Genomic DNA, 24,189 nt, shown 5'->3' on the forward strand with positions numbered 1-24,189 from the left:
CTGTAAAAAAAGAGTCAATTTAAAGTCTTTTAAAACTTCAGCAAACTTCTTTTTTCAACTTCCTCCTCCTTTACGTGGTGTCATACTAGAGTATTTTACTCAAGCTGAAGCACGAAGGTATGTTGATCAGATTCTTTTACTGATAGTCCGAATTTAGCACATTCTCTATTCAGCATGTTCAATAGCCATTTACGGTCTTTTTTGGATGCTTTTACTACTTGAAACTTTTTAATTTGCATAGGAACCATTTCTAACGATTGTAGGTTTCCCGTTTTTGCATCCAGCTTTAAAAAATACATTAAACTCAAATCGTCTCTGTAGGCTTCGTAACCCGATATCCCTTCATAATCGTTGATAAAATCACCACAACCGTACAGTATGAGTTTGTTGTTATATACTTCCAATCCTTTTGCGTGGTGTGAGGAATGTCCGTGAATAACATCTACACCATTCTTATCTATCAATTGATGAGCAAACTCTTTTTGGCTATCAGAAATTTCATAACCCCAATTTCCTTCCCAATGGATTGATAGTACAACAATGTCTCCCTCTCTTTTAAATTGATTGATTTGGTTTGCAATTGTATTGATGGTATTGTCTGAATAATCACGAAATACATTTAAACCCGATTTATCTTTCGTCGCTTTCCAAGAAGACGGAATGCCACTATTGGTCATACCCACCCCAAAAATGAGCACTCTCCTATTTTCAATCGTAAAAATGGCAGGAGCAGTCGCTTCCTCTATATCTTTTCCTGCTCCTATGTATTTTATTCCTGATTTTTGAAGCGTTTCCAAGGTTTCTGTAAGTCCGTCATATTCCCAATCTAGGGTATGATTATTCGCCAGAGAACAGCAATTTATATTAGCTGCTGTAATTACTTTTATGTTCTGTGGATGCATTTTGTAATGAATACCTTTATGCTTCCAATTAGCTTCATTTTTAGTGATGCTTGTTTCTAAGTTTATGAGTTTTATAGCGGGATTTCGTTTCTCTATCTCTTGTAAAGCATCTCTCCAAATGTAGGTGTAGGAAATCGGTTTGGATATCTTTCCGTTTTTGTGTTCTGCAATGCGCACATAATCTTTGGCATCTTTTACAAACGATTCGTATAACACAGGATTACTGGGATGTGGCAAAACTTGATCAATACCTCTTCCAGTCATTACATCACCGCATAAAAACAGTGTGATCTCTGTGGGGTTTGCAGGGTAATTTGCACTCGTAAACATCAATACAGCTAAGATTATTTTTAGGTACTTTACCATAAAACCAAAGTTACTTAACCTCGTATTGAAAAAATATGATGATTATCACATAAAAAAAGCTCGTACACGTGTACAAGCTTTTTAGGTAAGATACATTTATATTGTTACTATATTTTTTGAACTTTAACAGCGTTCATTCCTTTTAAACCTTTTTCTAGCTCAAAAGATACTTTATCATTCTCTGTAATTTCGTCTATAATACCACTAACGTGTGTAAAATATTTTTCTTGGTTTTCTGCATCTATAATAAACCCAAATCCTTTAGAAGAATCGAAAAACGACACTTTTCCTTTACGTACAGGATCTTCTTCCTCCATGTCTTCCTTTTTAGGAATACCAATAACAATGCTCTCTGCGTCTACCTTCACTTTCATTGTTGGATCTGGCGGAGTATCAGTTAAATTACCATTATGGTCTACATAAGCAAACTGAATACCTTGTCCAGGAATTTTCTCTGCTTTTAGAGCTTCTTTTTTCTTTCTTTTCTCTTCACGTTTTTTTAAACGCTTCTTTTCTTTTTCACTTTTATTAAATGTTTGTTGCGATTTTGCCATTCGTTTGTTTTAAATAAAATTATACTTGGTCGTCTAAAAAGAAAGTTGGAAGTACTAAACGAGTGGTTACGAAAAGATAATCGAAGATTTATCTGAAAATTTTGTCAGAGTCTTTATTTTTATAAGTAAATGCCCTTCTCCTTAAACTATTTGCAAAGTTACTATTATTTTTTTAATTTTAAAAGAGAATTTATACCGTCATATCTAGAAAAAAGGAATTAATGTTGATAACACCTTCCATTTGCATTCTTTGTTTTTCGCTTACAACGAATTCTAGATTTTGTTTTACCTGTACATCGTGTAGCTATTGTTTTTTTTATTGATGATGTTGTACTTCTCTTATTCGAATTTGTTAAAGAATTTGAAGTAGTATTTGATGTTTTATAGGAAGTTATTAAGGAAATAGGTTTACAAACCTTACAAGCTATACATCCTCTCTTTTTTGCTTCTTTTAATTTTATCTCTTTTTTTGAATATTTTAAATAACGACAAGATTTTTTATGATACTTCTCTCCTGTTTTAGTTGTAAAAACTGTTTGAGCAATACTATTACTAGTAAAAACTATTGAAATAACAATTAAGAATACCTTTAACGTATGCATATGGTTATTTTTTTCTTTTCTTATAGTCTCTCCATATCCAAGGTGCTATTGGTTTTTTATCTTGCCATAAACCAACTTTTTTTATTCTAGCAGTATCTTCTAATGATTGTAGTTGTTTATCTTTAGAATATTTTACATAATGCCATGCAAAACCATTTTTGACTAATTCGTAATTTAAATTTAAAGAGTCGTTATACTTTACATTAGCTATAAAACGTCGATACCTGTCTTTTTTTAAAACCTGTATCTCAACTATTTTACTAAAAATAGCTTCTGATATAAATTGTTTAGCTTTTGTAGAAAAAGGTTGCTTTTTTTCTGGACAATCTATGTTCGCTAAACGCACTTTAATTAAAGTAGAATCTTGGGTTAACAACTTAAAAGTATCACCATCCATAATACCAACGACTTTGCCTGTAATAATTGTGTCTTTAATTTTAAACAATAACTCTTCTGGAGTATTCTCTAAACTTCTATTATGACTAAATGAGAACAGAATTAATACTATCCATATTGAGTAAAACCAAATTTTGGACATAAATTATATTTTTACATTCTATTAGAATAAATGTAGTTTAAATAAAAAGAGACCTTACATAACTTTAGAAGCCAAGTATTTTTGAACATCATAAACATTAATGCTTTTATTAAATTTTTTACTCACAGATGGAATGTTTTCACTAGAAATCCAAATTTTTAATTCTGCATCCAAGTCGAAAGTACCTGAAGTTTCTAAAGAAAACCTTGATATACTTTTATAAGGCATAGATTTATATTCTACTTTACTACCTGTTAACCCTTGTACATCAATTAAAACAAGCCTCTTATTAGTAAACATAAACACATCTCTAAAAAGTATAAAACCAAGCTCAATTTGCTCATCACCTAATAATAGGCGTCCATATTTTTCGTTTAATTTATCGGAAGAAACTTCACTAGCGTTTCCAAGTATTTTATTTAATAGTCCCATATTATATTTTTATTTAAAGTCAAATTACTTTATAAAACTCTAACGCTAGATTTAACATTACCAGAATATCCTCCTAAATCAATTGTTATATACCATCTCCCATAATTAGGAATGCTTATATTATACGGAGATCTAGTAACGTGGCCTCCATAATATTGATGCTTTGTTCCTCTTTTATAACGTTGAAAATTTAGACTATTCATCAGTTTAACATTTGCAGAATTTCCATGAAGAGTAATTTCTACTACTTCCCCTCCATTTAATTCACCTAAATCATAATGTTGAAATTTCATTTTTTTTGAATTTTAATTATTGCTTATTACATTATAAAAATCAACCGTTTGCAACAATTGCTCTTCAAATTGATAAATATCATCGACAGATTCTATCAACTCTCTAGTTTCATTCTTGTTTTCATCAAATAACCCTAAATATTTATTTCCTCCATTTAAATGAAGTCTACATAAAGGTTTTCGATTATTATCATCTAACAATATCCCGAAATAAGATTGTGTATCACGATGAGAAATTCTATTAATTAATAGTTTTCTCCTAAGAATAGCTACTACAATTCTAAAACCTTCTAATTCTTCTTCTGTTGTGATTATTTTACTTTCCTCTTCTTCAATTTCTATAGCTTCTTCTTGTTGCTTTTCAGATTCTTTGTTAAGTGCAGCATTTAAACGATCATTTACTTTCTCGCTAACAACCTGGTTAAAAGCTTTTTGAACTAACTCTGTGAACTCATTCATTACTTTTTCTGTTAGCCGACCTGAATAAACTCTATTGGCAAATAATCTTACAAATTCAGAAGATGAACTAGTTAATTCATTTGAAATACATTTCCTTATCTCTTTTGTATACTTTAAAGAGCTTGCATTATTAACTATTTTATCTACATCAAAATTTGACTTATGAAACTTACCTATTTCATGAACATCGTTATCTTTTATTTTGGTAATGTCAAACTCTAAAAATGGTTTTTCATCCATTTTATTTGTTTGTTCTAAATCTGTATAAAACCGATATTGAATTCCATTCGTTAATAGAGCAAAACGGGTTTTTGTAACATGAAAATACCTAAATAGTTGTGAATTATGATTATCTAAACCCTCCTTCCAATTCTTACATTCTATAATTAAAATTGGTATCTCATTTTGAAAAATAGCATAATCTACTTTTTCTCCTTTTTTAAGGCCTATATCTGCTATAAACTCAGGAACAACCTCTAATGGATTAAACGTATCATAACCTAATGCATTTATAAACGGTAATACAAATGCATGTTTGGTAGATTCTTCAGTTTCTATTTTGTCTTTTAGCTGATTTATTTTATCAGCTATTGCTTTAAGTTTGCTTTGGAGTTCCATAGTTATTAATTACAATTACATTCATAGTCTTTTATATATTCATGAAAACGTTCACCGTAGGAATCTGAATCGTTATAATCACCATATTGAAAGTTATTCCAATTTTGAGAAGGAATTCCGCAATAAACATATGCCTTTGGAGAATAGTCATATTCATTTCTTTTAATTTTTGCAATTACATATATTTTATAATCATACTCATAAGCAGTTACCTCATATAACCATGAAGAACCCAAAGTATAATTAGCTAATGATGTTTTATAGTATCCTTTAGTTTTAATAAACTCTTGCAAGTCTTCACAATTTACTTCTTGAGAGAAGGAAAAATTGACACTCAACATTAAAAATATAATACCAAACTTTTTCATTATTTTAATTCCTCTATTTTTTCCTTACCTGATTTAAACATGTTTTCAAATACTTTATAATCTTTTGTAAATACAGTATTATCACTACCATACTTCTCAAGGTTTATATACCAAGTTATTTTTCCTTTACTTACATAATAACCAATCTCAAAACCGTCTTCAGTTATGAACTTATTTTCTAAATAATCAGACAGAGTATTCATATCTGTTTCTGTTTGAGTTTTTAAGTTTAATAATGCTTTTTGTACTTCTAATAAATCCTCATAAGCAATTGAGGCCGTTTTATCACCATACTTCCCTTTTTTTGAAATTTGAAAAAACATCTTTTCCTCACTACCACTAATGATTTTTCTTATTTTTGATTCTGTTACAGCATACGATAACTTAACATTTGGTAGTTTATAATCTTCGAATTTTAGAATTGTTCCTGTTTTGGATACAAATTCTTGCATTTTAGATTTCTGCTCTTTTTGCTCTTGGCAAAAAACACCAGAAGTCATTAATAAAATTATTAGTGTAATAATTGAATGTTTATTCATAATTAGTAGTATTGTTGAGTTTAACACTTCAAACTTAAACTACTTAAAAAACAAAACCTTACGGAATACCATAAGGTTTTGTTTTATTACATGAAAAATAAGTCATTACCAATTATCATTTTCTGAATCAAGTTGCATTTTTGAAGCAAAACTTAATACTAATTTTTCAGCAGAAGCTTTAAATAATTCGGGGGTAAAACCTATTTTAGTCCCCATGTAGTTTGTTACTGTAAATTTGTTAATAGGTTCAATTTCTATTTTGGCTGCTTTGTCCTTTACTCTCAATGTAATCATTGCAAAATAAGATAGAGTTTCGGGAGAATATTGTGTAGCTGTTTTCCCTGGATACATCATATATTTTCCCTTTATGATACCTGCTTCTTTATCTACAAATTGAATGACACTTTCTGCATTACCAAAAGCTTCTACCATCCACTCATTGGCCTTTATATAGTTGGAGCTTTTTTTTTGACTCTAATTGAATTGTTTTGATAATAGGATTTCCTTCATATGTCAAAGTTTTTACAGAAACACATGAAAAATTTAAAACAATTAAAATTGCAAGAACTACTTTTTTAAATTTCATAATAAATTTATTTTAATATTATTGTTAGTTGTTTAACAAAAATAAATTCATTAATAAAGTTATCCTTACGGTTTACCACAAAGACAATAAATAATAAAAAAGCAAATTATATTAAGCCTAAATCTTTAACAATTGCTACTAAGTGTATAGCGTTATTGGCTTTAAATTGAATACGAAGTTTGTTAAGCCGTTTTTCTACAGAACTTAAACTACTTGGTGAGATGTTATTATCTTTAAGATGTATACTTATATCTTCTTGCGATAAACCATTAGATAATAGTTTTACCAATTCGATATCGTAATCGTTTATTTCTAAATCTGTCTTATGGCTTATAGCTTGCGCTACTTGCGGAGATAAATAGTTTTTGTTATCATAAACCAATTGAATTGCCTTTTCTAATTCTACCAAACCGTGCCTACCTTTGCATACATACGCATCTGTATGATAGGTATTCATCAACAATCGTACTTTTTGAAGACGATCTTCTACGGAATACGCTATAATTTTAAGCTCAGGGTGTTCTTGCTTTAAAGCTCTGATTAAATCTTCACCAGAAGGGTATTTTTGTTCTCGATGATCTGCTTTAAAAGATAAGTCCGTTATTAATAAATCATAGGGAGCTTCATCTAATATTGCTCTTTTAATTTTAAGATAGGCATCATCACAATATTGTACTTGTTGTACATTATTGATACCTAAGTTATCTAATACTGACAATACTCCTTGATTGATGCTTCCTAAATCATCTGAAATTAAAACCTTTGTAAACATAGTTTAAACTGTGATTTTTACTTTAAAACCATTATTAATCTGAGAATCAAAAGTAATTTTTCCATTTACAGATTGTATACGGTTTTCCACATTCTGTAAACCATTATGTTTTTTTATATCGCACCCAATACCATTATCGCTGTACTCTATGGCGATGTTGTTATTGGTTTGATTGAAAGCTAATAGAACAATGGAAGCTTCACTATATTTCTTCATATTGGTCATTAGTTCCTGAAGTACTCTATAAATAGTAGTCTTTTTTTCTTTCGAAACCTTTTTCCAATTCACTTTAGAAATGTTTCTAGTCATCACATTTACATCATCACTTTTATAACTTAAGAGTAAATCTTTCAGTAACTCATCAAAATCATCATCAACATTAATTGTGCTATTTTCTTTAGAAATATCTCTCGTTTTGGTATATATCCCTTCCAAATCATCTAAAACTTCTTCCTTAACATTTACATTACCTTGTAATTTTGTCATTACATGGTAAACATCATTAGCAACTTCATCATGAACTTTTTTAGAAATACGTGTTTCAGTGTTATATACTTGTTGTAACTTTTCTTTTTTATGTTTAGATTTTAAGATAAAATATGAAAAAACTGAAGTTAAAAGTGTAAATAATCCAATAGCTAAATAGACAAATTTTAATTGTTTTTGCTTTTCTTTTCCTAATTGGCTTTCAACAAGCATGCGTTTAGCTTCTTCTGCTTTTCTTCTTTCTTCTGAAAAATCATATTTCATTGAAGCAAACTTATTTTCATTTAATTGTTTTGCTAATGAAATACTATCAGTTAATCTTTTATACTCCAAAATTTTCGGATTATTATTTAGATTAACTATTGCGGACAATGCTGTAACCTGAAGAGATTTGCTATTTATTAATTTACTTATCATAAGAGCTTTATTTGCATGTAATAAAGCCTTCTTTTGTTGTTGTTGATCTTTATAATGCTCAGATAAATGTATATGACTTACAAAATTTTCATAAGAATTATTTTTTTTTACCCTCATTTTTAAAGCAGACAACATGTCTTTCTCCGCAGAAGGGATATTTAATTTAGATTTAGTTAACCCCATATTATCTAATGCTCTAGCTATTTGAACTGTGTCTTTAAGTTTTAAACTGTTACTATAAACTTGAGTGAAGTCAATTAAAGCATCTTCAAAGTTATTTTGAACCCTATTTAAATTAGCTTTATTATTAAGTGCAATGTTGATATTAACTGGAGATTTTTCTATTTCTAAAACCTTATTGTAAAACTCTAAAGCTCTATCATAATTTTTCAATTCCTTGTTAATAATGCCTAGGTGATTATATATTCCTATTTTAGCCTTGATTGTTTTTTTATTTGATTTTATATTATTTATTAATTCAAGAGCTGAGACAGATGTTGCTTCACTTTCGTGAACAAATCCCAACTTATTTTGAATACTTGCTATAAATCTTAAATTTTGAATAGCATCAAAAGTATCTTTCTTTTTTAAATTGAAATTTTTATTCCTATTGTAAAAGTTTAAAGCCAAAATTAAATCTGTACTTTTTTTGGAATTTACTTGAAGGTTATAATAATAACTTAAACTATCTTTAGTTTGCTGAGCATTTATCTTTTTTGAATAAATGCTAACTATTAATAAATAAAAAAAGAGGAATGAAAGTTTTATCTTTTTCATTCCTCTAAAATACTAACTAATTTTAAGTTAGATAATATTCATTCTTTACTTTTTTAAGGATTAGTTGGCGGCGGCGGTGGAGGTGGCGGTAAAATTTCTCCATCTCCATCACAACAATCTTCTGCATTACTTTGAATCTGATTCTTAATAACTGCTTTTGTATCATCTTTTACAATTTCATCATCATCAGTACATGAAATGAATACTGAATTAAGGAAAACCGTAAGCATAATTAATATTATTTTTTTCATTTTGTTATATTTTAAAATTGGACAATAGTGTTGCTGTCCGAGTATTTCACTCAGCTCTTTTTTGTTGTTTAACAACACGTTAATAAATCAGAGATGTTTCTCTTTTTTAGGGAAGTATGGAGAGTAGAAGTAAAGAAGTGTAGTTACTTCCCAATTAGCTAAACAACTTTACCTTGCAGCTCCAGTTTTAAAATTAATGTCACTCGTAAGCCTTATTACGAGTAAGGCAACAATTAATTCTGATACAAATGAAAAGAGATTTGTCCAGAAGTATGTGAAAGACTTTGGAAAGGTTTTGGAAAAGATTTTCCAAAATTTTTCCAATCAATTTTTTTTAACTTTAACAAACATGAAAAAGGAATACAAATGCATAAAAAACTAATACTACTAGCCTTTCAAAAAGCAAAAAATGATGAAGAAAATGAAACAGGAATTATCGCTTCAACCACTAAATTATCTGAAAGAATTTCTGCTATTTTATGGAACCAATTTAAATGTACTTTTGGAGAAAAAAGCTTACGAAACTTATATAAAGATGCTATAAATTCAGAAGAAATAATTATAGAAATTAAACAACCTAAAGTAACTCAAGCTTTATGTAAATATGTAGGTTTTGATAATTATGCTGATTTTATTTCAAAAACTCAAAATTCATTAGAAGCAAAAAAATCAGATGATTTAGATAATGTCAAAAACGAGAGAAATAATAAAAAATTCATAGCTTTCATAAAAGCTAACAAAGTGGTATTTCTGATAAGTTTTCTGATGATCATTATAGTATTTACAATTTCATCAATAAATAAACAACGTTGGATGGTTTGGAAAGAAGATCATTATGTAGAGGTTAAATTTGATACAGAGAAATATAATTTGAATCAATTAAAATTATTTAAAAAGGATAGAATAGAAAACTTTAGAAAGATAATTCCTAACTGTGAAACTTTATTTTTTAAAAAAGATGGAAGTATTAATGTTTGGTATGGAAAGAATAGAAAAGGTGAATTAGAATTATTTACTTCAGTTGGATTACATCCAGAAACAGGAAAAACATTGAAGCCAATAACAACATATATGATTAAAAAATACATTTGCGAAACTTACAACTAAATAAAAACGCCTAAAAATTATTATTTAGGCGTTACAATTATTAAAAAACCATCTACTCATACCTCAAAGCATCAATAGGATTTAAACGTGCCGCTTTACGGGCAGGAAAATACCCAAAAACCACGCCTACCAATACCGAGAAACCAAAACCAATTAAAATAGAGTTTACCGCTGTAGGTATGTAAAAATCAGTCGCTTCATAAATAATTTGGTTACCTATAACACCGAGAATAATTCCTAAAATGCCACCGGCTAAACTCAACACAATCGCTTCTATTAAGAACTGAGTTAAAATATCGCTCTCTCTGGCACCAATGGCTAATCGGGTACCAATCTCTCGGGTACGCTCGGTAACCGAAACCAACATAATATTCATAATACCAATACCGCCCACAATTAATGAAATACTGGCTATGGCACCTAAAATTAAGGTTAAAATACCCGTTACATTTCCGGTGATTTCTTGAAGTTCAATTTGTGTGGTTACTTCAAAATCGTCTTCCTCACCTTCTAAAATACGGTGTGATTCTCTTAAAAGTTCCGTGGCTTCAATTTCGGCATCTTCAATATGGTCTTCACTAATAGCACTGGCCATAATCATGTTATAGCCTCTTCTGCGTCCGTACAACCGGTTTAAAATTGTGGTATACGGTGCAATAAGCATATCATCTTGATCTTGCCCCATGGTGCCTTTCCCCTCTTCTTTTAAAAGCCCTACAATGGTAAACGGTACTTTGTTAATTCGTATTTGACGCCCCACAGGATCAGACCCTGCAAACAGTTCTCTTTTAATGGTTTCACCAATTACACAGACTTTACGTGCGGCTTTAACATCTTCTTCTGTAAAAATATCTCCGGAAATGATCTCCCGACTCAAAATATCAAAATAATCAGATGACACCCCGTAAATGGTGGTTGATTTATTTCCTTGCGGACCAATAGCACGCACTCCGTTAGCTACTAAAGGAGATAGTTTTGACATCCAAACCGAGTTTTTTTGCAATATATCAAAGTCTTTTTCATCTACAGGTCTTCCCATCCTTACATCTATTCCTGCTCTGTGTTCTGTTTTGGTACTGATCATTAATAAATTAGTTCCTAACCCCGATATTTGACTTTGTACTTCTTGTGTAGCACCTTCACCCGCAGAAATGGTCATAATAACCGCTGCTACCCCAATAATAATACCAAGTGCAGTAAGTAAACTACGAGTTCTATTTTTATAGATAGATTGAAATGCTACTTTAAATGTTTTTAGTAATTGTTTCATAATATCTAATTATGTAGTTGACTCTAAATCTTTTAACGCACTTTCTTTAGTGCTTCTGTTTTTTATCAGCTCATCGGTTAATACCTTACCATCTCTTAAATAGATCATGCGTTTGGCAAACTGAGCAATTTCGGGCTCGTGGGTAATCATTAAAATGGTTTTTCCTTCATTGTTTAATCGCACAAACAAATCGGCAATATCAATACTGGCTTTACTGTCTAAATTTCCTGTTGCTTCGTCGGATAAGATCAATGATGGATCGTTTACCAATGCTCTGGCAATGGCAACACGCTGTTGTTGTCCACCAGACAATTCATTGGTTTTATGATGTGTTCTATCTCCCAATCCTACTTGTTCTAATGCTTTTCTAGCAAGTTCTTTTGAATTAGAAAAACGCCCTGTTCTGTCGTACACCAAGGGTAATTCTACATTTTCGAGTGCTGTGGTACGCGATAACAAATTATAACTCTGAAAAATGAAGCCTATTTTTTGATTTCTAATGTCTGCTAACTGGTTTTTATTCAGTTTGTTTACATGCACGCCGTCTAAATAATACTCGCCCGATGTTGGCTGATCTAAACATCCTAAAATATGTAACAAAGTTGATTTTCCTGATCCTGAGGATCCCATCAACGCGACAAATTCTCCTTCTTCAATAGTAATATCAATACCGGTAAGTGCGTGTACTTGTATCTCTCCGTTTTTAAATACACGACCTAATTTTCTGGTTTCTATGACTTTCTTTTTGGGCATATCCTCTCCTATTTCTTGGTTTTAATACCGTTAATTACCTTTATGCCTTCTGATACTTCTGAACCATCAAAAAATCGTTTTACTTCCGATTGCAAACCTGTTTTTATACCAATTTCAATGAATTTAAAATCGAGAGTTCCTGCTTCATTTTTATAGAAAAAACCATCAGTATTTCTAGGCAAACTCTTTTTAAATTTACCTGGAATATAAGTTTCTTCATTATTAATTGCTTTTACAAACTCTTGATGAATAGAATCTGGAAGCACCGTTTTAGCTTTCTCTTCCAAAACCAATTTCATGTTTTCTAACATCAATTCGTTAGGTCTAAAGCGCAACGCTGAATTGTTAATAAGAAACACATCACTTGCTTTTTGGGTAATAAATTCAAGATTTGCAGTCATTCCCGGTAATAACAAACCATCTGTATTGTCAACATCCACAACCACCTGATAATTAACTACGTTACTTACTTGAATAGGTTGTAAACGAATTTGACTTACAACTCCTAAAAACTCTTTGTCTGGATAGGTTTGCACAGTGAACCTTACATTCATTTTGTTTTGAACATAGCCGATATCACTTTCATCAACATCTGCTAAAATTTGCATTTTAGAAAGATCTTCAGCAATAACAAACATTTTTGGCGTTGCAAACGATGCCGCCACTGTTTGCCCTTCTTCTACACTTCGCTCAATTACAGTACCGCTTATAGGTGATGTTATTCGAGCAAATTGAATGTTAACCTGAATGTTTTTAACTGCTGCCGATGCCGCTTTTGTGGCACTTTTAGCTTGATCGTACGTGTATTTTGTATTGGTAAATTCCTTATCAGAAATGACTCCTTTTTCAAAAAGAATTTTATTTCTGTTGAATTCTACGGTTGCTTGACTTAACTGCGCTTGACTCACTGCTAAATTAGCCTGAGCGCTTACTAAATTGGTTTGTAATAATTTCAAATCCATTTCAGCAAGAAGCTGTCCTGCTTTTACTTTGTCATTATAATCAACGTAGATTCTTTTGATGGTACCAGAGATTTGTGTACCAATTTCAACGGTATTGATCGCTTCTAAGGTTCCTGTACTTGAAACGATTGATTCAATAGCTCCTTTCTCTATTGATGTATAGGTGAATTCAATATTTTTTGCATCAATTTTAGGTTTGACAACAAAAAAATACACTGCTCCTCCTATTGCTAAAACTAGTGGAATAATCCATTTCAATTTTTTCATAATTACGTATTTGACAAAACTTATAGGGTCAAAAGTAGATTGAAGAACTTATTATAACCATGATATTCATCAGGTATGGTTTTTAAAAGCTCAATTGATGTACTTTTAATTCGTTGTGCGTTTTTGAATGACATTTTCTTTTAGGATTGTCAGTTCGAGTGATTTTACGGAGTAAAATTGTATCGAGAACTGGTTATTGTAACGCATATTAAACAGATTGCTTCGTCACTATGTTTCCTCGCAATGACAGCTCTATTCTTTTGTCTTGATACAAAAGAAACAAAAAATCAAGACTACGATTCTCAGCGGTCAAAGTTGGTTTTGAGAAGGAAAAGAAATAAACTCGCTATGCTCAAACAGCATTTCTTTTTTACCTTCTCTACAACAGTTTGACGCTCGCTTGCGAATCGAATGTCGACTTATTACTGTCTTTTCGAGCTTTATTGAAATTAAAATATATTTTGATTGAAGATACCAAACGAAGTTTATCGAGAAATCACACCAAACAGATATGATGAGACCCTTCTTATCACACTTTTGCTTTTTCATGTCATTCCGCATTTAGTGCGGAAACGTAAGTTCAGCACAAGCTAATCTTATAATTAGGTTCTTTTACTTTTAGATTCCTGCCTTCGCAGGAATGACAAGCATTGAAAAATATTGATGAGACCCTTCGACTGCGCTCAGGGTGACATGTTATTGTCAGTTCGAGTGAATTTTCTCAAAAAGTAGAGCGGAGATTTTCAACAAAAAAAAGCAACTAATACTAGCTGCTCTATATAAAAAATGATTTTGTAACGTTAATTTAGTCCTCATTGGTATAAACCTTAAAAGGGCTTGCGTAGGTTTTAATGGTTTTTTCTTTTACTGAAGTATCCTTAAAAACGCCTCTGTCTTTTGTGTGTGCTTGTTGAAGAACCTCTTTTTGAGATAAGATTGGCGACAAACAGATATCATACTCTTTTGCCATTGACACCCATTCATCTCTTGTTTTTTCCTTGAATAACGCTTCTAACTTCTCTTTATCAAAAAAACCATCAATGAGTTGCGCTTCGTTGGATGTTTTCCAATCGGGTTTTGCAACCATTTCGCAGAAACTATTCCAAAATTTCAGTTCTAAAGCACCTAAAGCAATCCATGTTGCATCTTTACACGCATACACATTGTAATTAACCAAACCACCGCTTAAAATAGGCATATCTTTATAAGAAACACCTCCTTGATCCATTCCATGAGCAATAGCCCCTAAAGGAATGACAGCATCTAAAAGAGATAGATCGATGTATTGTGCCTGTTGTTCGCGTTGTTGCGCTAACAATCCGCTAGTACAAGCAGACAACAACATATAAGATCCACCAGCAATATCAGCAATTTGAAATCCTGGTATTACTGGCTTCCCTCTTTCGTCTTTATTCAAATCTAACAACCCAGAAAGCGCTAAATAATTTAAATCATGTCCTGCTTTGTCTTTTAGCGCTCCGGTTTGTCCATATCCTGTTATGGAAATGTATACGATCTTCGGATTGAGTTTCTTGACATCCTCAAAAGAGAGACCAAAACTTGCCATTGCACCGGGTCTGAATTGTTCTATTAAAATATCTGTCTCTTTAATTTTTTGATGTATCAATTTTTTCCCTTCGGAAGATTCGTAGTCGATCTGTAAAGACTCTTTGTTGTTATTCATTAAATGAAACAAAACCGAAGTGTCACCCATTTTTGGTTGATAAAAACGTGTATAATCCAATCGTTTCGGACTTTCAACCTTGATTACTTCTGCGCCCATTTCACTCAAAAAATGAGTTCCTAACGGACCAGGAAGCAACCGTGTAAAATCTAAAACACGAATTTCTTTTAAAGGTTTTATTTGTTTCATTATTAGTTAATTAAACTATTTTATTTAAAACTTAACTTTAATATATTAAATTATTTCTTTTTTGCTTTTTGCATTGCTCTCATTTGTTGAAACAACTCTTTATACAAACCACGGGCAATTAATAATTTCATGATTTCATTGGTACCCGCATAAATTCTTGCTACTCTATTATCCGCATACATACGAGCAATCGGATATTCCCACATGTAACCGTATCCTCCGAATAACTGTAAACATTCATCAACTACTTTTCCACACATATCTGTCGCTGAATATTTTGCCATAGAAGCACTTTCTGGTGTTAATTTATGTTCTCCCATCAACACAATACAACGATCTAAAAATGCTTGATGAATTTGTAATTGTGTAGCACATTCAGCAAGTTTAAACTGCGTGTTTTGAAAACCAGCGATTGGTTGTTTAAAAGCAGTTCTTGTAGATGTATACTCAATCGTATCAGTAATAGCACCTTCTGCTACAGCAACTCCTACTATTGCTACTGTTAATCGCTCTCTGGCCAATTCAGTCATCATAATTTTAAATCCTTGCCCTTCTTCTCCTAATAAATTTTCTTTCGGAACTTTCACATTATCAAAGAATAACTCACATGTATCTTGAGCTTTCATTCCAATTTTCTTAAAAGGAATCCCTTTTTCAAAACCTTCTAAAGCACTTTCCATAATTAATAAAGAAACTCCTTCATTTTCTGTTCCTGGATTTGTTTTTACAGCAACTACGGCCATATCCGACATATAACCATTGGTTATAAACGTTTTTTGTCCGTTTACTAAATAATGATCTCCTTTATCAACCGCAGTGGTTCTTAACGCTTTTAAATCACTTCCACAGTTAGGTTCTGTCATACCAATAGCGGTAATCATTTTTCCGGTAGCCATTTGTGGTAAGTACTTTTTCTTTTGTGCCTCTGTACCATATTTTAAAAGATAGGGAGCTACGATATCTGAGTGCAACGAAAAACCAGGACCACTAATTCCTTTTTTAGAAAGTTCTTCAATGAATAAGGCACTATAGCTAAAATCTAATCCGCTACCTCCATATTCTTCAGGCATATCAATACATAATAACCCTAATTCACCAGCACGCTCCCAAATTTCACGGCTTACCATACCGTCTTTTTCCCATTGTTCATTTTGAGGTAAAATTTCATTTTTAATGAAATCCTGAATCATTTCTTGCATCATTTTATGCTCTTCTGATGCATAAATTTCTCTTTCTAATAAAACGTTTTGTAACATGTTTCTTTATTTTTTTTGTTTGTTTAATTTTTGTAGAATACTCTATTATTCTCTGCTTTTTCTATCAATTCTTTAAGACTCTTTGGTAATTCGAAACGCTCACCGTATTGAGTCGCTAGTTTTTCGCTGTAAGAAGCAAATTCTGACGCTCCTATATAATCGATATAAGACATTACACCTCCTGTATGAATTGGAAAACCTAAACCTAAAATAGATCCCACATCGGCATCTTTAGGCTCTTTTAAAACCCCCGAATCAATACACTTATAGGCATCTATAACCATGGCAAAAAGTAATCTTCTTCCTACTTCTTCCTCATCATAGTCTTCTTTTACAGGGAATATTTTTTTCCATTCTGACCAAAGGTATTTTTTTGCCCCGTTTGGATATTCGTAAAAACCTGCTCCTTCTTTCTTTCCCGTTCTACCGTGTTCTTTTATAATATCCCCGATTAATTTTTCTAACTGTTTTTCATGTTTGGTAAGTGTAGGATCTTCCCCCATAACATCTAACATTAGCTTTAAATTCACTTCGTCTGAAATGGCTAACGGACCTACAGGCATACCTATTTTCTTAGCCACATTTTCAATCACTGCCGGCGGAATTCCTTCAGAAAGCATTGAAATTCCTTCGTTTACGAATTTTCCAAAAACTCGAGAAGTGAAGAATCCACGTCCATCGTTTACAACGATTGGTACTTTACGTATTTTAATCACATAATCTATAGCAGCAGCTAAAGTTTCATCGGAAGTTTCATTTCCTACAATCACTTCAACCAAAGGCATTTTATCTACCGGAGAGAAAAAGTGTAAACCGATATATTTATCTGGCTTAGAGGATGCTTTCGCCAATGTGGTAATTGGAATACTTGATGTATTAGAAGCATAAATAACTTCGTCTTTAATTACTGACTCCGTTTCTTTAGTTACGGTATTTTTAAGTTTTTCATTCTCAAAAACAGCTTCAATAATGAGATCGCAATCTTTTAGATCGTTAACATCAGCCGACGGATAAATATTCTCTAAAAGAGCATCTATCTTTTCTTGGGTTGTATATCCTTTTTCTAACTTCTTGTTTTCAACGATTTGAGAATAACTCTTGCCTTTTTCTGCTCCTTCTTTACTTATATCCTTTAAAACAACCTCTAATCCGGCTTTTGCGCTTACATAGGCAATTCCCGCTCCCATCATACCAGCACCTAAAACTCCAATTTTGTTATAGGTAGTTTTTTCAAATCCTTTAGGTTTTGCTTTTCCTTTAGCAGCATCTCCAATAAAAATAAATGAAGAACGGATAATATTTTTACTCTCTTTAGTAAACAAGGTATCTGTAAAATATCTAGCCTCTATTTCTAACGCATTATCAATTCCACAAGAAGCTCCATAGTAAATAGCGCTTAATACATTTTTAATGTGCGGCATGTTTCCATGCGTATTTTTAAAAGCCATGGCGTTAGACACGCTGAAAAACTCTGTTATCCCCGATAATTGCCCGACACCCACAGGAGTTCCCGGAACTTGGAATCGTTTATTATCCCAAGGTTGTTGCGTCTTTTCATTGACTAAGATCCATTCTTTGGCTTTTGTATTAATATCTTCTTCTGGAGCACAAATTTCGCTTACAATGCCTTCTTTTAAAGCCTGTGCTGCACTAAACTTTTTAGATTGTGTGATATACTGAATTGTTTTTTGCGGCCCTAACATTCTTAAGTAACGTTGTGTACCTCCTGCTCCTGGAAATAATCCCACAGAACATTCTATCAACCCGGTTTTATTTTTTGGATGCGCAGTCATGATCCTGTGATTACACGCCAATGCAAGCTCTAATCCGCCACCTAAAGCTAAACCGTTCATAGCAGCAACAATAGGTTTTTCACTAACTTCCATTCTACGCATTGCTTTATGCGTTTCTAAAAGCATGTTATAGCAATCTTCTTTAGATTTATCGTAGTTTAAAAACCATTTTAGATCTCCTCCTGCGATAAAATCGTTTTTAGCAGAATTAATTACTATTCCCTTCACCGTATCATCTTCTAAGGCTTTATCCATGGTACTGAAAAAAGCAGGCATGGTTACTGCATTCATGATATTAACCGGAGAATTTACTACATCCCAAGTAATAAAAGCAATACCGTTTGCGTCTATCGTATAGTTTATATGTTCCATTTTAATACTTTCTTTTATTGTTGATTAAACGCGTTCTATTATTGTAGCAATACCCATTCCTCCTCCTACACAAAGTGTAGCTAAAGCAGTACTTTTATCTTGTCGCTCTAACTCGTCTAAAGCAGTTCCTAAAATCATACAACCCGTTGCTCCAAGAGGGTGCCCCATCGCAATGGCTCCTCCGTTTACATTTACTTTAGAATGATCTACGTTCATGTTTTCCATTAATCGTAAAGGAACCACTGCAAAAGCTTCGTTAACTTCCCATAAATCAATATCAGAAGCATTCATCCCCGCCATGTGAAGTGCTTTTTGAGTGGCAGGAGTCGGACCTTCCAACATAATTAAAGGCTCTGAACCTATAACAGTCCCCATTTTAATTACAGCTCTTGGTTTTAAACCTAACTTTTCTCCTACCTCTTTATTTCCAATCAACATCAAAGCAGCCCCATCTACTAAGCCAGAGGAATTTCCTGCATGGTGTATGTGATTGATGCGTTCTACTTCAACATATTTATCTATTGCTGTTTGATCAAACAATTGCTCTCCCATTTTAGCAAAAGAGGGTCTTAAGCCTGCTAACGCTTCTAGAGTTGTATTTGATCTTATATATTCATCATGTGCCAAATGAGTAAATCCGTTGATATCTTTTACAGGAATAATCGATTTATTAAAATATCCTGCGTCTCTAGCTTTGGTAGCACGCTGTTGAGAAGCTACGGCAAAAGCGTCAACATCATTTCTGCTATAACCGTATTTAGATGCAATTAAATCTGCAGAAATACCTTGTGGCACAAATTTTCCGAAAGCCGCTTCAGGTTCCATGATCCATGAAGAACCATCTATTCCCATCGGCACTCTAGACATCGACTCTACTCCACCAGCTATAATTAAATTTGACCAACCCGATCGTACTCTCGCTGCAGCTTGGTTTACTGCTTCTAAACCTGATGCACAATACCTGTTTAAAGATACTGCTGCTAAATGATCGCCATATTCAGCACACTGTGCTGCCACTTTAGCAACGTTTCCTCCTTGTTCTCCTGCTTGTGTCACACATCCCATTACAAGATCTTCTACTAAAGAAGTATCTAAATTATTACGCTGTTTTAATGCTTTTAGAAGTGTTGTAGTAAGTTGTACAGGACTCACCTGTGCTAAACTTCCTGTTTTTTTACCTATTCCCCTAGGTGTTCTAACGGCATCATAAATGTATGCTTCCATAAAGTTGTTTGTTTAAAGTTACTAAGTGGTAACATATATTGTAAAAAAATATTGTGACCAGATGGTTACAAATTTAATTAAATATTTATCTTTACCAAAAGATAAGTAAATATAAAAAATAAGCATCTAAAAATCAATAAAATAAATGACAGAATCTTATTTAAAAGAACACTATAATTTCGATTATAATTCAGATATAATAAAAGAACATCTTAAAAAAACAGATCTAGATGATCTTACAGAAAAAGAGATCGCTATAAAATTATATGAGCATGTACGAGATTATTGGCCTTACTCTCCTTATAGATTTAGTTTAGAAAAAAGAGACTGGAAAGCTTCAGAAATCATTAAACACAAAAAAGGGCACTGCTTAGACAAAGCAGTTTTATTAATTACTTTTTTAAGAGCTAATAACATACCTGCCAAATTAGGGTTGGCAAAAGTGAAAAATCATATTGCTGTTGATGATATTGTTGAAAAATTTGGGTCGGATGTATTGGTTCCACATGGCTATGTGGCGATATTTTTAAATAATAAGTGGGTAAAAGCTACTCCAGCTTTTAATAAGGAATTATGTGATATGTTGGGGGTTTCTGTGTTAGAATTTAATGGAGAAAATGACTCTTTATTTCAGGAGTTTGATAAGACAGGTAATCATTCTTTTATGGAATATCTTGAAGATTATGGAACTTTTGATGCTGTACCTCTCGAATACATGTTAGAATTAATGCTGCAACATTACCCGAATATTCAAAAAAAGAACGTAAAATTGGGCGATGTTTTAGATTTAGCCCATTTATAATGAAGAAAAACCGCGCAGCTACTGAGAAGAAAATATACAACGCCTTTTTATCTATCTTAAAAGAGAAAGGGCCACAAGGTGTTGGTATAAATGCTATTGCCAAGGAAGCAGGGGTTTCTAAAGAGCTTATTTATCGTTATTTTGGAGGATTAAAGGGGTTGCTATTACAATATGCTCAAAAAGGTGATTTCTTTAAATCTTTACTAGTTTTAGACAACAAGCAGCAAAGTAGTGTTGAAGACTTAAAACAGTTTACCAAGGAAGGTACTAAGGAATTACGTGAAAACAAACTCACTCAAGAAATTTTACGTTGGCAATTACTCGAAAACAATAGTGAAACCAAAGAGTTATTTAAGTATACCAATTCTCAAATTAGTAAAATTTTTGCAGTAAATGATAAAGACACCTCTCTTAATCATGCTTTTCAATTGATGATTGGTGGTTATGTATATTTCATTTTACTTTCTAAATTCCATAAAAAATTCATTAATACCGATTTGAGTAAAGAGGAAACTTGGGATAATTTTGATACTGCTTTAGAAAAAACAATAGAGATTTTTAATAAACAATAAATTGTAATTTTACTTTCTAGTATTCATTTTCACTTATAACTTTCTAACAATTTTAAGGTTAAAAAAATAGCCATCATTTATTACATGATGGCTATAAATCTTTATAGTTCAATAGCATAGAAATTAATCCAATTCAAAGTTTACAGGGAAAGAATATTTAACGTTTACTGAGTTTCCATTTTTTGTGCCAGACTTAAACTTTGGTAACTTTTCAATCAAATTCCTAGCTGCTATTTCTAAAATCTTTCCATTAGCAGGTCCTTTTGTTTGAATATTAACTACTTCCCCATCTTTGTTAATAACAAATCTTACATTAACTACTCCATGAATATTATTATCGACAGCATCTGAAGGATACGCAAAATTTTCTTGTATGTGCTGTACCAATTGTTTGTTAAAACAATCAAGAGAGGTATCATTAGATTTTTTACAAAACTCAAATTGAGGTAATGTTTCTAATTCATTAAAAGCATAAATTTCTTTTAATTCAATATTTTTAGTTGCCTTTTTTATATTTGATGGTTTTACTCCTGGTATTCTAAATGTTATTGGTAATCCATATTTTACTGTAACTTCACTACCATTATGTTTTCCGGGTTTAAATTTTGGTAGTTTCTTTATTATTCTCTCAGCTTCTTCTCCTAATAATTTTCCTTTATAAGGAGATCGGATATTCATTTTACCTATACTTCCATCCTTATTAATAATAAAATATACCAACACCTTACCTTGAATACTTCTTTCATATGCTTCTTCAGGATATCTTAAATACTTTTTAATATGGCTTGATAATTCTTTTTTAAAGCATTTACTCTGCTGATAAATAGATACTTTTTCACAAGATTTAAATAAAGGAATTTCATCTACAAAATCAAAAGGGATGATTTTTAGACCTTCTGCATTATTTAGGCTCAGATTATCAATAATATTATTTTTTTTACTTAAACCATTTAGTTTATGAGTATAATTAGTTGTAAATAAACCTGTTGCAGCATCTCTTTTTCTTATAACTCTTCTTCTTGAAGAAACAACTACAGAAACATTTTTTGTTTTTGAGGTCTTAGAATCACTTTTTGACTCTTCTATAGAACATTTAGTAATACTATTTAAATCTTCTAAAAGATCTTCCCCAGAACTTTCGCAAGTTTTATTTGATTGAGAAAAGATTTGGAGGGGGCTAATTATGATAAAACATAATATTAAAAATTTATTACGCATAATATAGAGGTTAGTGGATTTCTTTTAAAAGTATAAAATATTTTTTTCTTAAAAAATTAATTTGCTAATTTTTTGATATTAAAATTAATAAATTACCTTTTTTTTTACGTAAAAAATAAATATAATTTACATTTTTAACATCTTTTTTTTACATTCAAAAAAAGAGCTGTAAAATTAAGTTTTTCAGTTAACAAACCTTAAAAAACACCCAAAACACTCTATATAAACCTTTTACAACATTTACGCGATTAAGAGATTTCTAGCCTAGAATAAATGAAAAAGACAGACTATATAGTCTGTCTTTTTCATTTAATTTATTAAAATAAATATGTTTATTCTACAATTATCAAATACTCCCAAGGTTGTAATGATATTTCTTCCTTGTTGAAATCCACTTCTGAATTTTTCATATAATCTGTACAAGTCCCTTTTAGAATGTTTTGAATAGTCTGAGGTTCTTTAGATAAATTTGCAATATACGTTACTCTTTTATCTTCTTTAGCTCTTTCAAAAGCTAAAACATGATCATTCTTAGTATCAATTTTTGTGTATGAAGCAGCATTTTTACCTCCATGTAATGCTACATTTTCATTCTTTAATTTTCCTAATTTTTTAAGTAAGTCCCACTCCTTCCCTTTCGCTTTCGGAATTGAATCTTTTTCAAAGAATTTTAAACGATGTTTTAATCCATATTCTTGACCCGAATAAATTAATGGCATACCAGGAGCTACATAACTTAAAGCGGTTAATGCTTCAGCAGCTTCACCCATACGCTCTTCAATCGTTCCACTCCATGAATTTTCATCATGGTTGGTAACAAACGTCATTAAAATATCATCGTTTTCGTAACGAGCAGTATCTTTACTATACGTCTCATCCCAATGTGCTACTTTGTGTTCTCCTTTGGCAATATGGTTCATGGCATGATGACGATCCCAACCATACCCCATATCAAACAAATTATCTTTTAATAATTCTGGTTCCCAAGCTTCAGCTAACATAAAAATATCTTTTTGAGCGCGTAACTGTGGAATTGCTTCCTGCCAAAAATCCGTAGGAACAGAACCCGCAACATCACAACGGAAACCATCTACACCTTCTTTAGTAATCCAATAGCTCATGTCTTTTACCATTTGAGTTCTTAAACCTTTGCTATTGTAATTTAAATCAGCTACATCTGCCCAACCTACTGGAGTTCCGTCTTCGTTTAAAGGATCTGTGATTTCTCCTTTGTCATTTTTTGTATAGAACTCAGGATTGGTTTTTAACCATGTGTGATCCCAACCTGTGTGGTTTGGAACCCAATCTAAAATCACATAGATATCATTATCGTGTGCAGTTTTTACCAATTCACGGAACTCTTCAATAGTTCCAAATTCTGGATTGATCTTCGTAAAATCAGATACTGCATAATAGCTTCCTAACATGCGATTGCTGACTTCAGGATCTTCAATTTTACTTGCAAAATCACCTCCTGTTGCTTTACGCTTGGTTTCAGAAATAGGAAAAACGGGCATCAACCAAATAATCTTTACCCCTAAATCTTTTAATTGCGGAATGTCTTTCGTGAACGCATCAAAAGTTCCTTCTTTTGAATACTGACGAATATTTGCCTCATAAATCACTGCATTTTCCATCATTGCAGCAGAAACAGGAGCAATTACTTTAACTTCTTCTGTTTTTGTTTCTTTTTGTTCAGTTTTACAAGCAAAAACTAATGTAGATAATGCTATCAGGGATAAAATTCTTCTCATAATAGT

The 24,189-nt window shown here is 31.8% G+C and carries 24 protein-coding genes and 1 pseudogene; 3 read left to right on the plus strand and 22 right to left on the minus strand.

The genetic code is table 11. From position 1 onward, the window contains the following. Nucleotides 1–95: 95 nt before the first annotated feature. The 13 genes and pseudogenes from C7447_RS07005 to C7447_RS07065 form a co-directional block, all read right to left on the minus strand. Complete coding sequence (locus C7447_RS07005) at nt 96–1,268, minus strand: CapA family protein (RefSeq protein ID WP_246143036.1); 1,173 nt, start codon at nt 1,266–1,268, stop codon at nt 96–98. Between the two features lie 107 nt (nt 1,269–1,375). Then, nucleotides 1,376–1,822: a cold-shock protein gene (locus C7447_RS07010; RefSeq protein ID WP_148869800.1), complete on the minus strand. Its 447-nt coding sequence runs from the start codon at nt 1,820–1,822 to the stop codon at nt 1,376–1,378. A gap of 218 nt (nt 1,823–2,040) precedes the next feature. Then, the gene (locus C7447_RS14910; RefSeq protein ID WP_211354905.1) at nt 2,041–2,424 is read right to left on the minus strand and encodes a hypothetical protein; all 384 of its coding nucleotides are present in this window, start codon (nt 2,422–2,424) and stop codon (nt 2,041–2,043) included. 4 nt (nt 2,425–2,428) lie between these two features. Next, complete coding sequence (locus C7447_RS07020; protein WP_148869801.1) at nt 2,429–2,962, minus strand: thermonuclease family protein; 534 nt, start codon at nt 2,960–2,962, stop codon at nt 2,429–2,431. A 54-nt stretch (nt 2,963–3,016) separates the two neighbouring features. Continuing rightward, nucleotides 3,017–3,394 carry a PH domain-containing protein gene (locus C7447_RS07025; protein WP_148869802.1) on the minus strand — a complete coding sequence of 126 codons (378 nt, stop codon included), beginning with the start codon at nt 3,392–3,394 and terminating at the stop codon, nt 3,017–3,019. A gap of 29 nt (nt 3,395–3,423) precedes the next feature. Further along, nucleotides 3,424–3,687 carry a DUF1883 domain-containing protein gene (locus C7447_RS07030; RefSeq protein WP_148869803.1) on the minus strand — a complete coding sequence of 88 codons (264 nt, stop codon included), beginning with the start codon at nt 3,685–3,687 and terminating at the stop codon, nt 3,424–3,426. Nucleotides 3,688–3,699: 12 nt separating this feature from the next. Beyond that, the gene (locus C7447_RS07035) at nt 3,700–4,764 is read right to left on the minus strand and encodes a type I restriction endonuclease (protein WP_148869804.1); all 1,065 of its coding nucleotides are present in this window, start codon (nt 4,762–4,764) and stop codon (nt 3,700–3,702) included. A 5-nt stretch (nt 4,765–4,769) separates the two neighbouring features. Then, a complete protein-coding gene (locus tag C7447_RS07040; protein ID WP_148869805.1) occupies nt 4,770–5,132 on the minus strand; it encodes a hypothetical protein in 363 nt (120 codons plus the stop codon). Beyond that, complete coding sequence (locus C7447_RS07045; protein ID WP_148869806.1) at nt 5,132–5,671, minus strand: hypothetical protein; 540 nt, start codon at nt 5,669–5,671, stop codon at nt 5,132–5,134. Before C7447_RS07045 ends, C7447_RS07040 begins: the two co-directional genes overlap by 1 nt. Before the next feature lie 105 nt (nt 5,672–5,776). Beyond that, nucleotides 5,777–6,127, minus strand: a pseudogene (locus C7447_RS07050) (DUF4468 domain-containing protein); the annotation flags it as partial. 236 nt (nt 6,128–6,363) lie between these two features. Beyond that, the gene (locus tag C7447_RS07055) at nt 6,364–7,029 is read right to left on the minus strand and encodes a response regulator transcription factor (protein ID WP_148869808.1); all 666 of its coding nucleotides are present in this window, start codon (nt 7,027–7,029) and stop codon (nt 6,364–6,366) included. Between the two features lie 3 nt (nt 7,030–7,032). Then, the gene (locus C7447_RS07060; protein ID WP_148869809.1) at nt 7,033–8,709 is read right to left on the minus strand and encodes a tetratricopeptide repeat-containing sensor histidine kinase; all 1,677 of its coding nucleotides are present in this window, start codon (nt 8,707–8,709) and stop codon (nt 7,033–7,035) included. A 53-nt stretch (nt 8,710–8,762) separates the two neighbouring features. Further along, nucleotides 8,763–8,960 carry a hypothetical protein gene (locus C7447_RS07065; RefSeq protein WP_148869810.1) on the minus strand — a complete coding sequence of 66 codons (198 nt, stop codon included), beginning with the start codon at nt 8,958–8,960 and terminating at the stop codon, nt 8,763–8,765. A 366-nt stretch (nt 8,961–9,326) separates the two neighbouring features. Here C7447_RS07065 and C7447_RS07070 point away from each other — a divergent pair, with 366 nt between their 5' ends. Beyond that, nucleotides 9,327–10,067: a hypothetical protein gene (locus C7447_RS07070; RefSeq protein ID WP_148869811.1), complete on the plus strand. Its 741-nt coding sequence runs from the start codon at nt 9,327–9,329 to the stop codon at nt 10,065–10,067. A 52-nt stretch (nt 10,068–10,119) separates the two neighbouring features. On the opposite strand, the gene C7447_RS07075 is transcribed toward C7447_RS07070, so the two are convergent. The 7 genes from C7447_RS07075 to C7447_RS07105 all read right to left on the minus strand — a co-directional run bounded on the left by C7447_RS07075 (nt 10,120) and on the right by C7447_RS07105 (nt 19,837). Further along, complete coding sequence (locus C7447_RS07075) at nt 10,120–11,337, minus strand: ABC transporter permease (protein WP_148869812.1); 1,218 nt, start codon at nt 11,335–11,337, stop codon at nt 10,120–10,122. 9 nt (nt 11,338–11,346) lie between these two features. Next, entirely contained in the window at nt 11,347–12,090 is a 744-nt protein-coding gene (locus tag C7447_RS07080; RefSeq protein ID WP_148869813.1) for an ABC transporter ATP-binding protein, read from the minus strand. Nucleotides 12,091–12,098: 8 nt separating this feature from the next. Then, nucleotides 12,099–13,319 (minus strand): efflux RND transporter periplasmic adaptor subunit, encoded by a 1,221-nt coding sequence (locus tag C7447_RS07085; protein WP_148869814.1) that lies wholly within the window; start codon nt 13,317–13,319, stop codon nt 12,099–12,101. 805 nt (nt 13,320–14,124) lie between these two features. Beyond that, a complete protein-coding gene (locus tag C7447_RS07090; protein ID WP_148869815.1) occupies nt 14,125–15,192 on the minus strand; it encodes a CaiB/BaiF CoA transferase family protein in 1,068 nt (355 codons plus the stop codon). Between the two features lie 50 nt (nt 15,193–15,242). Further along, nucleotides 15,243–16,448 carry an acyl-CoA dehydrogenase family protein gene (locus tag C7447_RS07095; protein ID WP_148869816.1) on the minus strand — a complete coding sequence of 402 codons (1,206 nt, stop codon included), beginning with the start codon at nt 16,446–16,448 and terminating at the stop codon, nt 15,243–15,245. A 23-nt stretch (nt 16,449–16,471) separates the two neighbouring features. Next, nucleotides 16,472–18,613 carry a 3-hydroxyacyl-CoA dehydrogenase NAD-binding domain-containing protein gene (locus C7447_RS07100; protein ID WP_246143037.1) on the minus strand — a complete coding sequence of 714 codons (2,142 nt, stop codon included), beginning with the start codon at nt 18,611–18,613 and terminating at the stop codon, nt 16,472–16,474. A gap of 24 nt (nt 18,614–18,637) precedes the next feature. Beyond that, nucleotides 18,638–19,837, minus strand: coding sequence for an acetyl-CoA C-acetyltransferase (locus C7447_RS07105; protein WP_148869818.1), 1,200 nt, complete (start codon nt 19,835–19,837; stop codon nt 18,638–18,640). 145 nt (nt 19,838–19,982) lie between these two features. Here C7447_RS07105 and C7447_RS07110 point away from each other — a divergent pair, with 145 nt between their 5' ends. Together C7447_RS07110 and C7447_RS07115 are read left to right on the plus strand one after the other, a co-directional pair. Beyond that, nucleotides 19,983–20,639: a transglutaminase-like domain-containing protein gene (locus C7447_RS07110; protein ID WP_148869819.1), complete on the plus strand. Its 657-nt coding sequence runs from the start codon at nt 19,983–19,985 to the stop codon at nt 20,637–20,639. Continuing rightward, complete coding sequence (locus C7447_RS07115) at nt 20,639–21,211, plus strand: TetR/AcrR family transcriptional regulator (protein WP_148869820.1); 573 nt, start codon at nt 20,639–20,641, stop codon at nt 21,209–21,211. Before C7447_RS07110 ends, C7447_RS07115 begins: the two co-directional genes overlap by 1 nt. Nucleotides 21,212–21,334: 123 nt before the next feature. On the opposite strand, the gene C7447_RS07120 is transcribed toward C7447_RS07115, so the two are convergent. After that, nucleotides 21,335–22,429 carry an energy transducer TonB gene (locus C7447_RS07120; RefSeq protein WP_148869821.1) on the minus strand — a complete coding sequence of 365 codons (1,095 nt, stop codon included), beginning with the start codon at nt 22,427–22,429 and terminating at the stop codon, nt 21,335–21,337. Between the two features lie 332 nt (nt 22,430–22,761). After that, nucleotides 22,762–24,183: an alpha-amylase family glycosyl hydrolase gene (locus C7447_RS07125; RefSeq protein WP_148869822.1), complete on the minus strand. Its 1,422-nt coding sequence runs from the start codon at nt 24,181–24,183 to the stop codon at nt 22,762–22,764. Nucleotides 24,184–24,189 lie beyond the last annotated feature (6 nt).

This window comes from Tenacibaculum adriaticum (genome assembly GCF_008124875.1).
Lineage (GTDB): Bacteria > Bacteroidota > Bacteroidia > Flavobacteriales > Flavobacteriaceae > Polaribacter > Polaribacter adriaticus.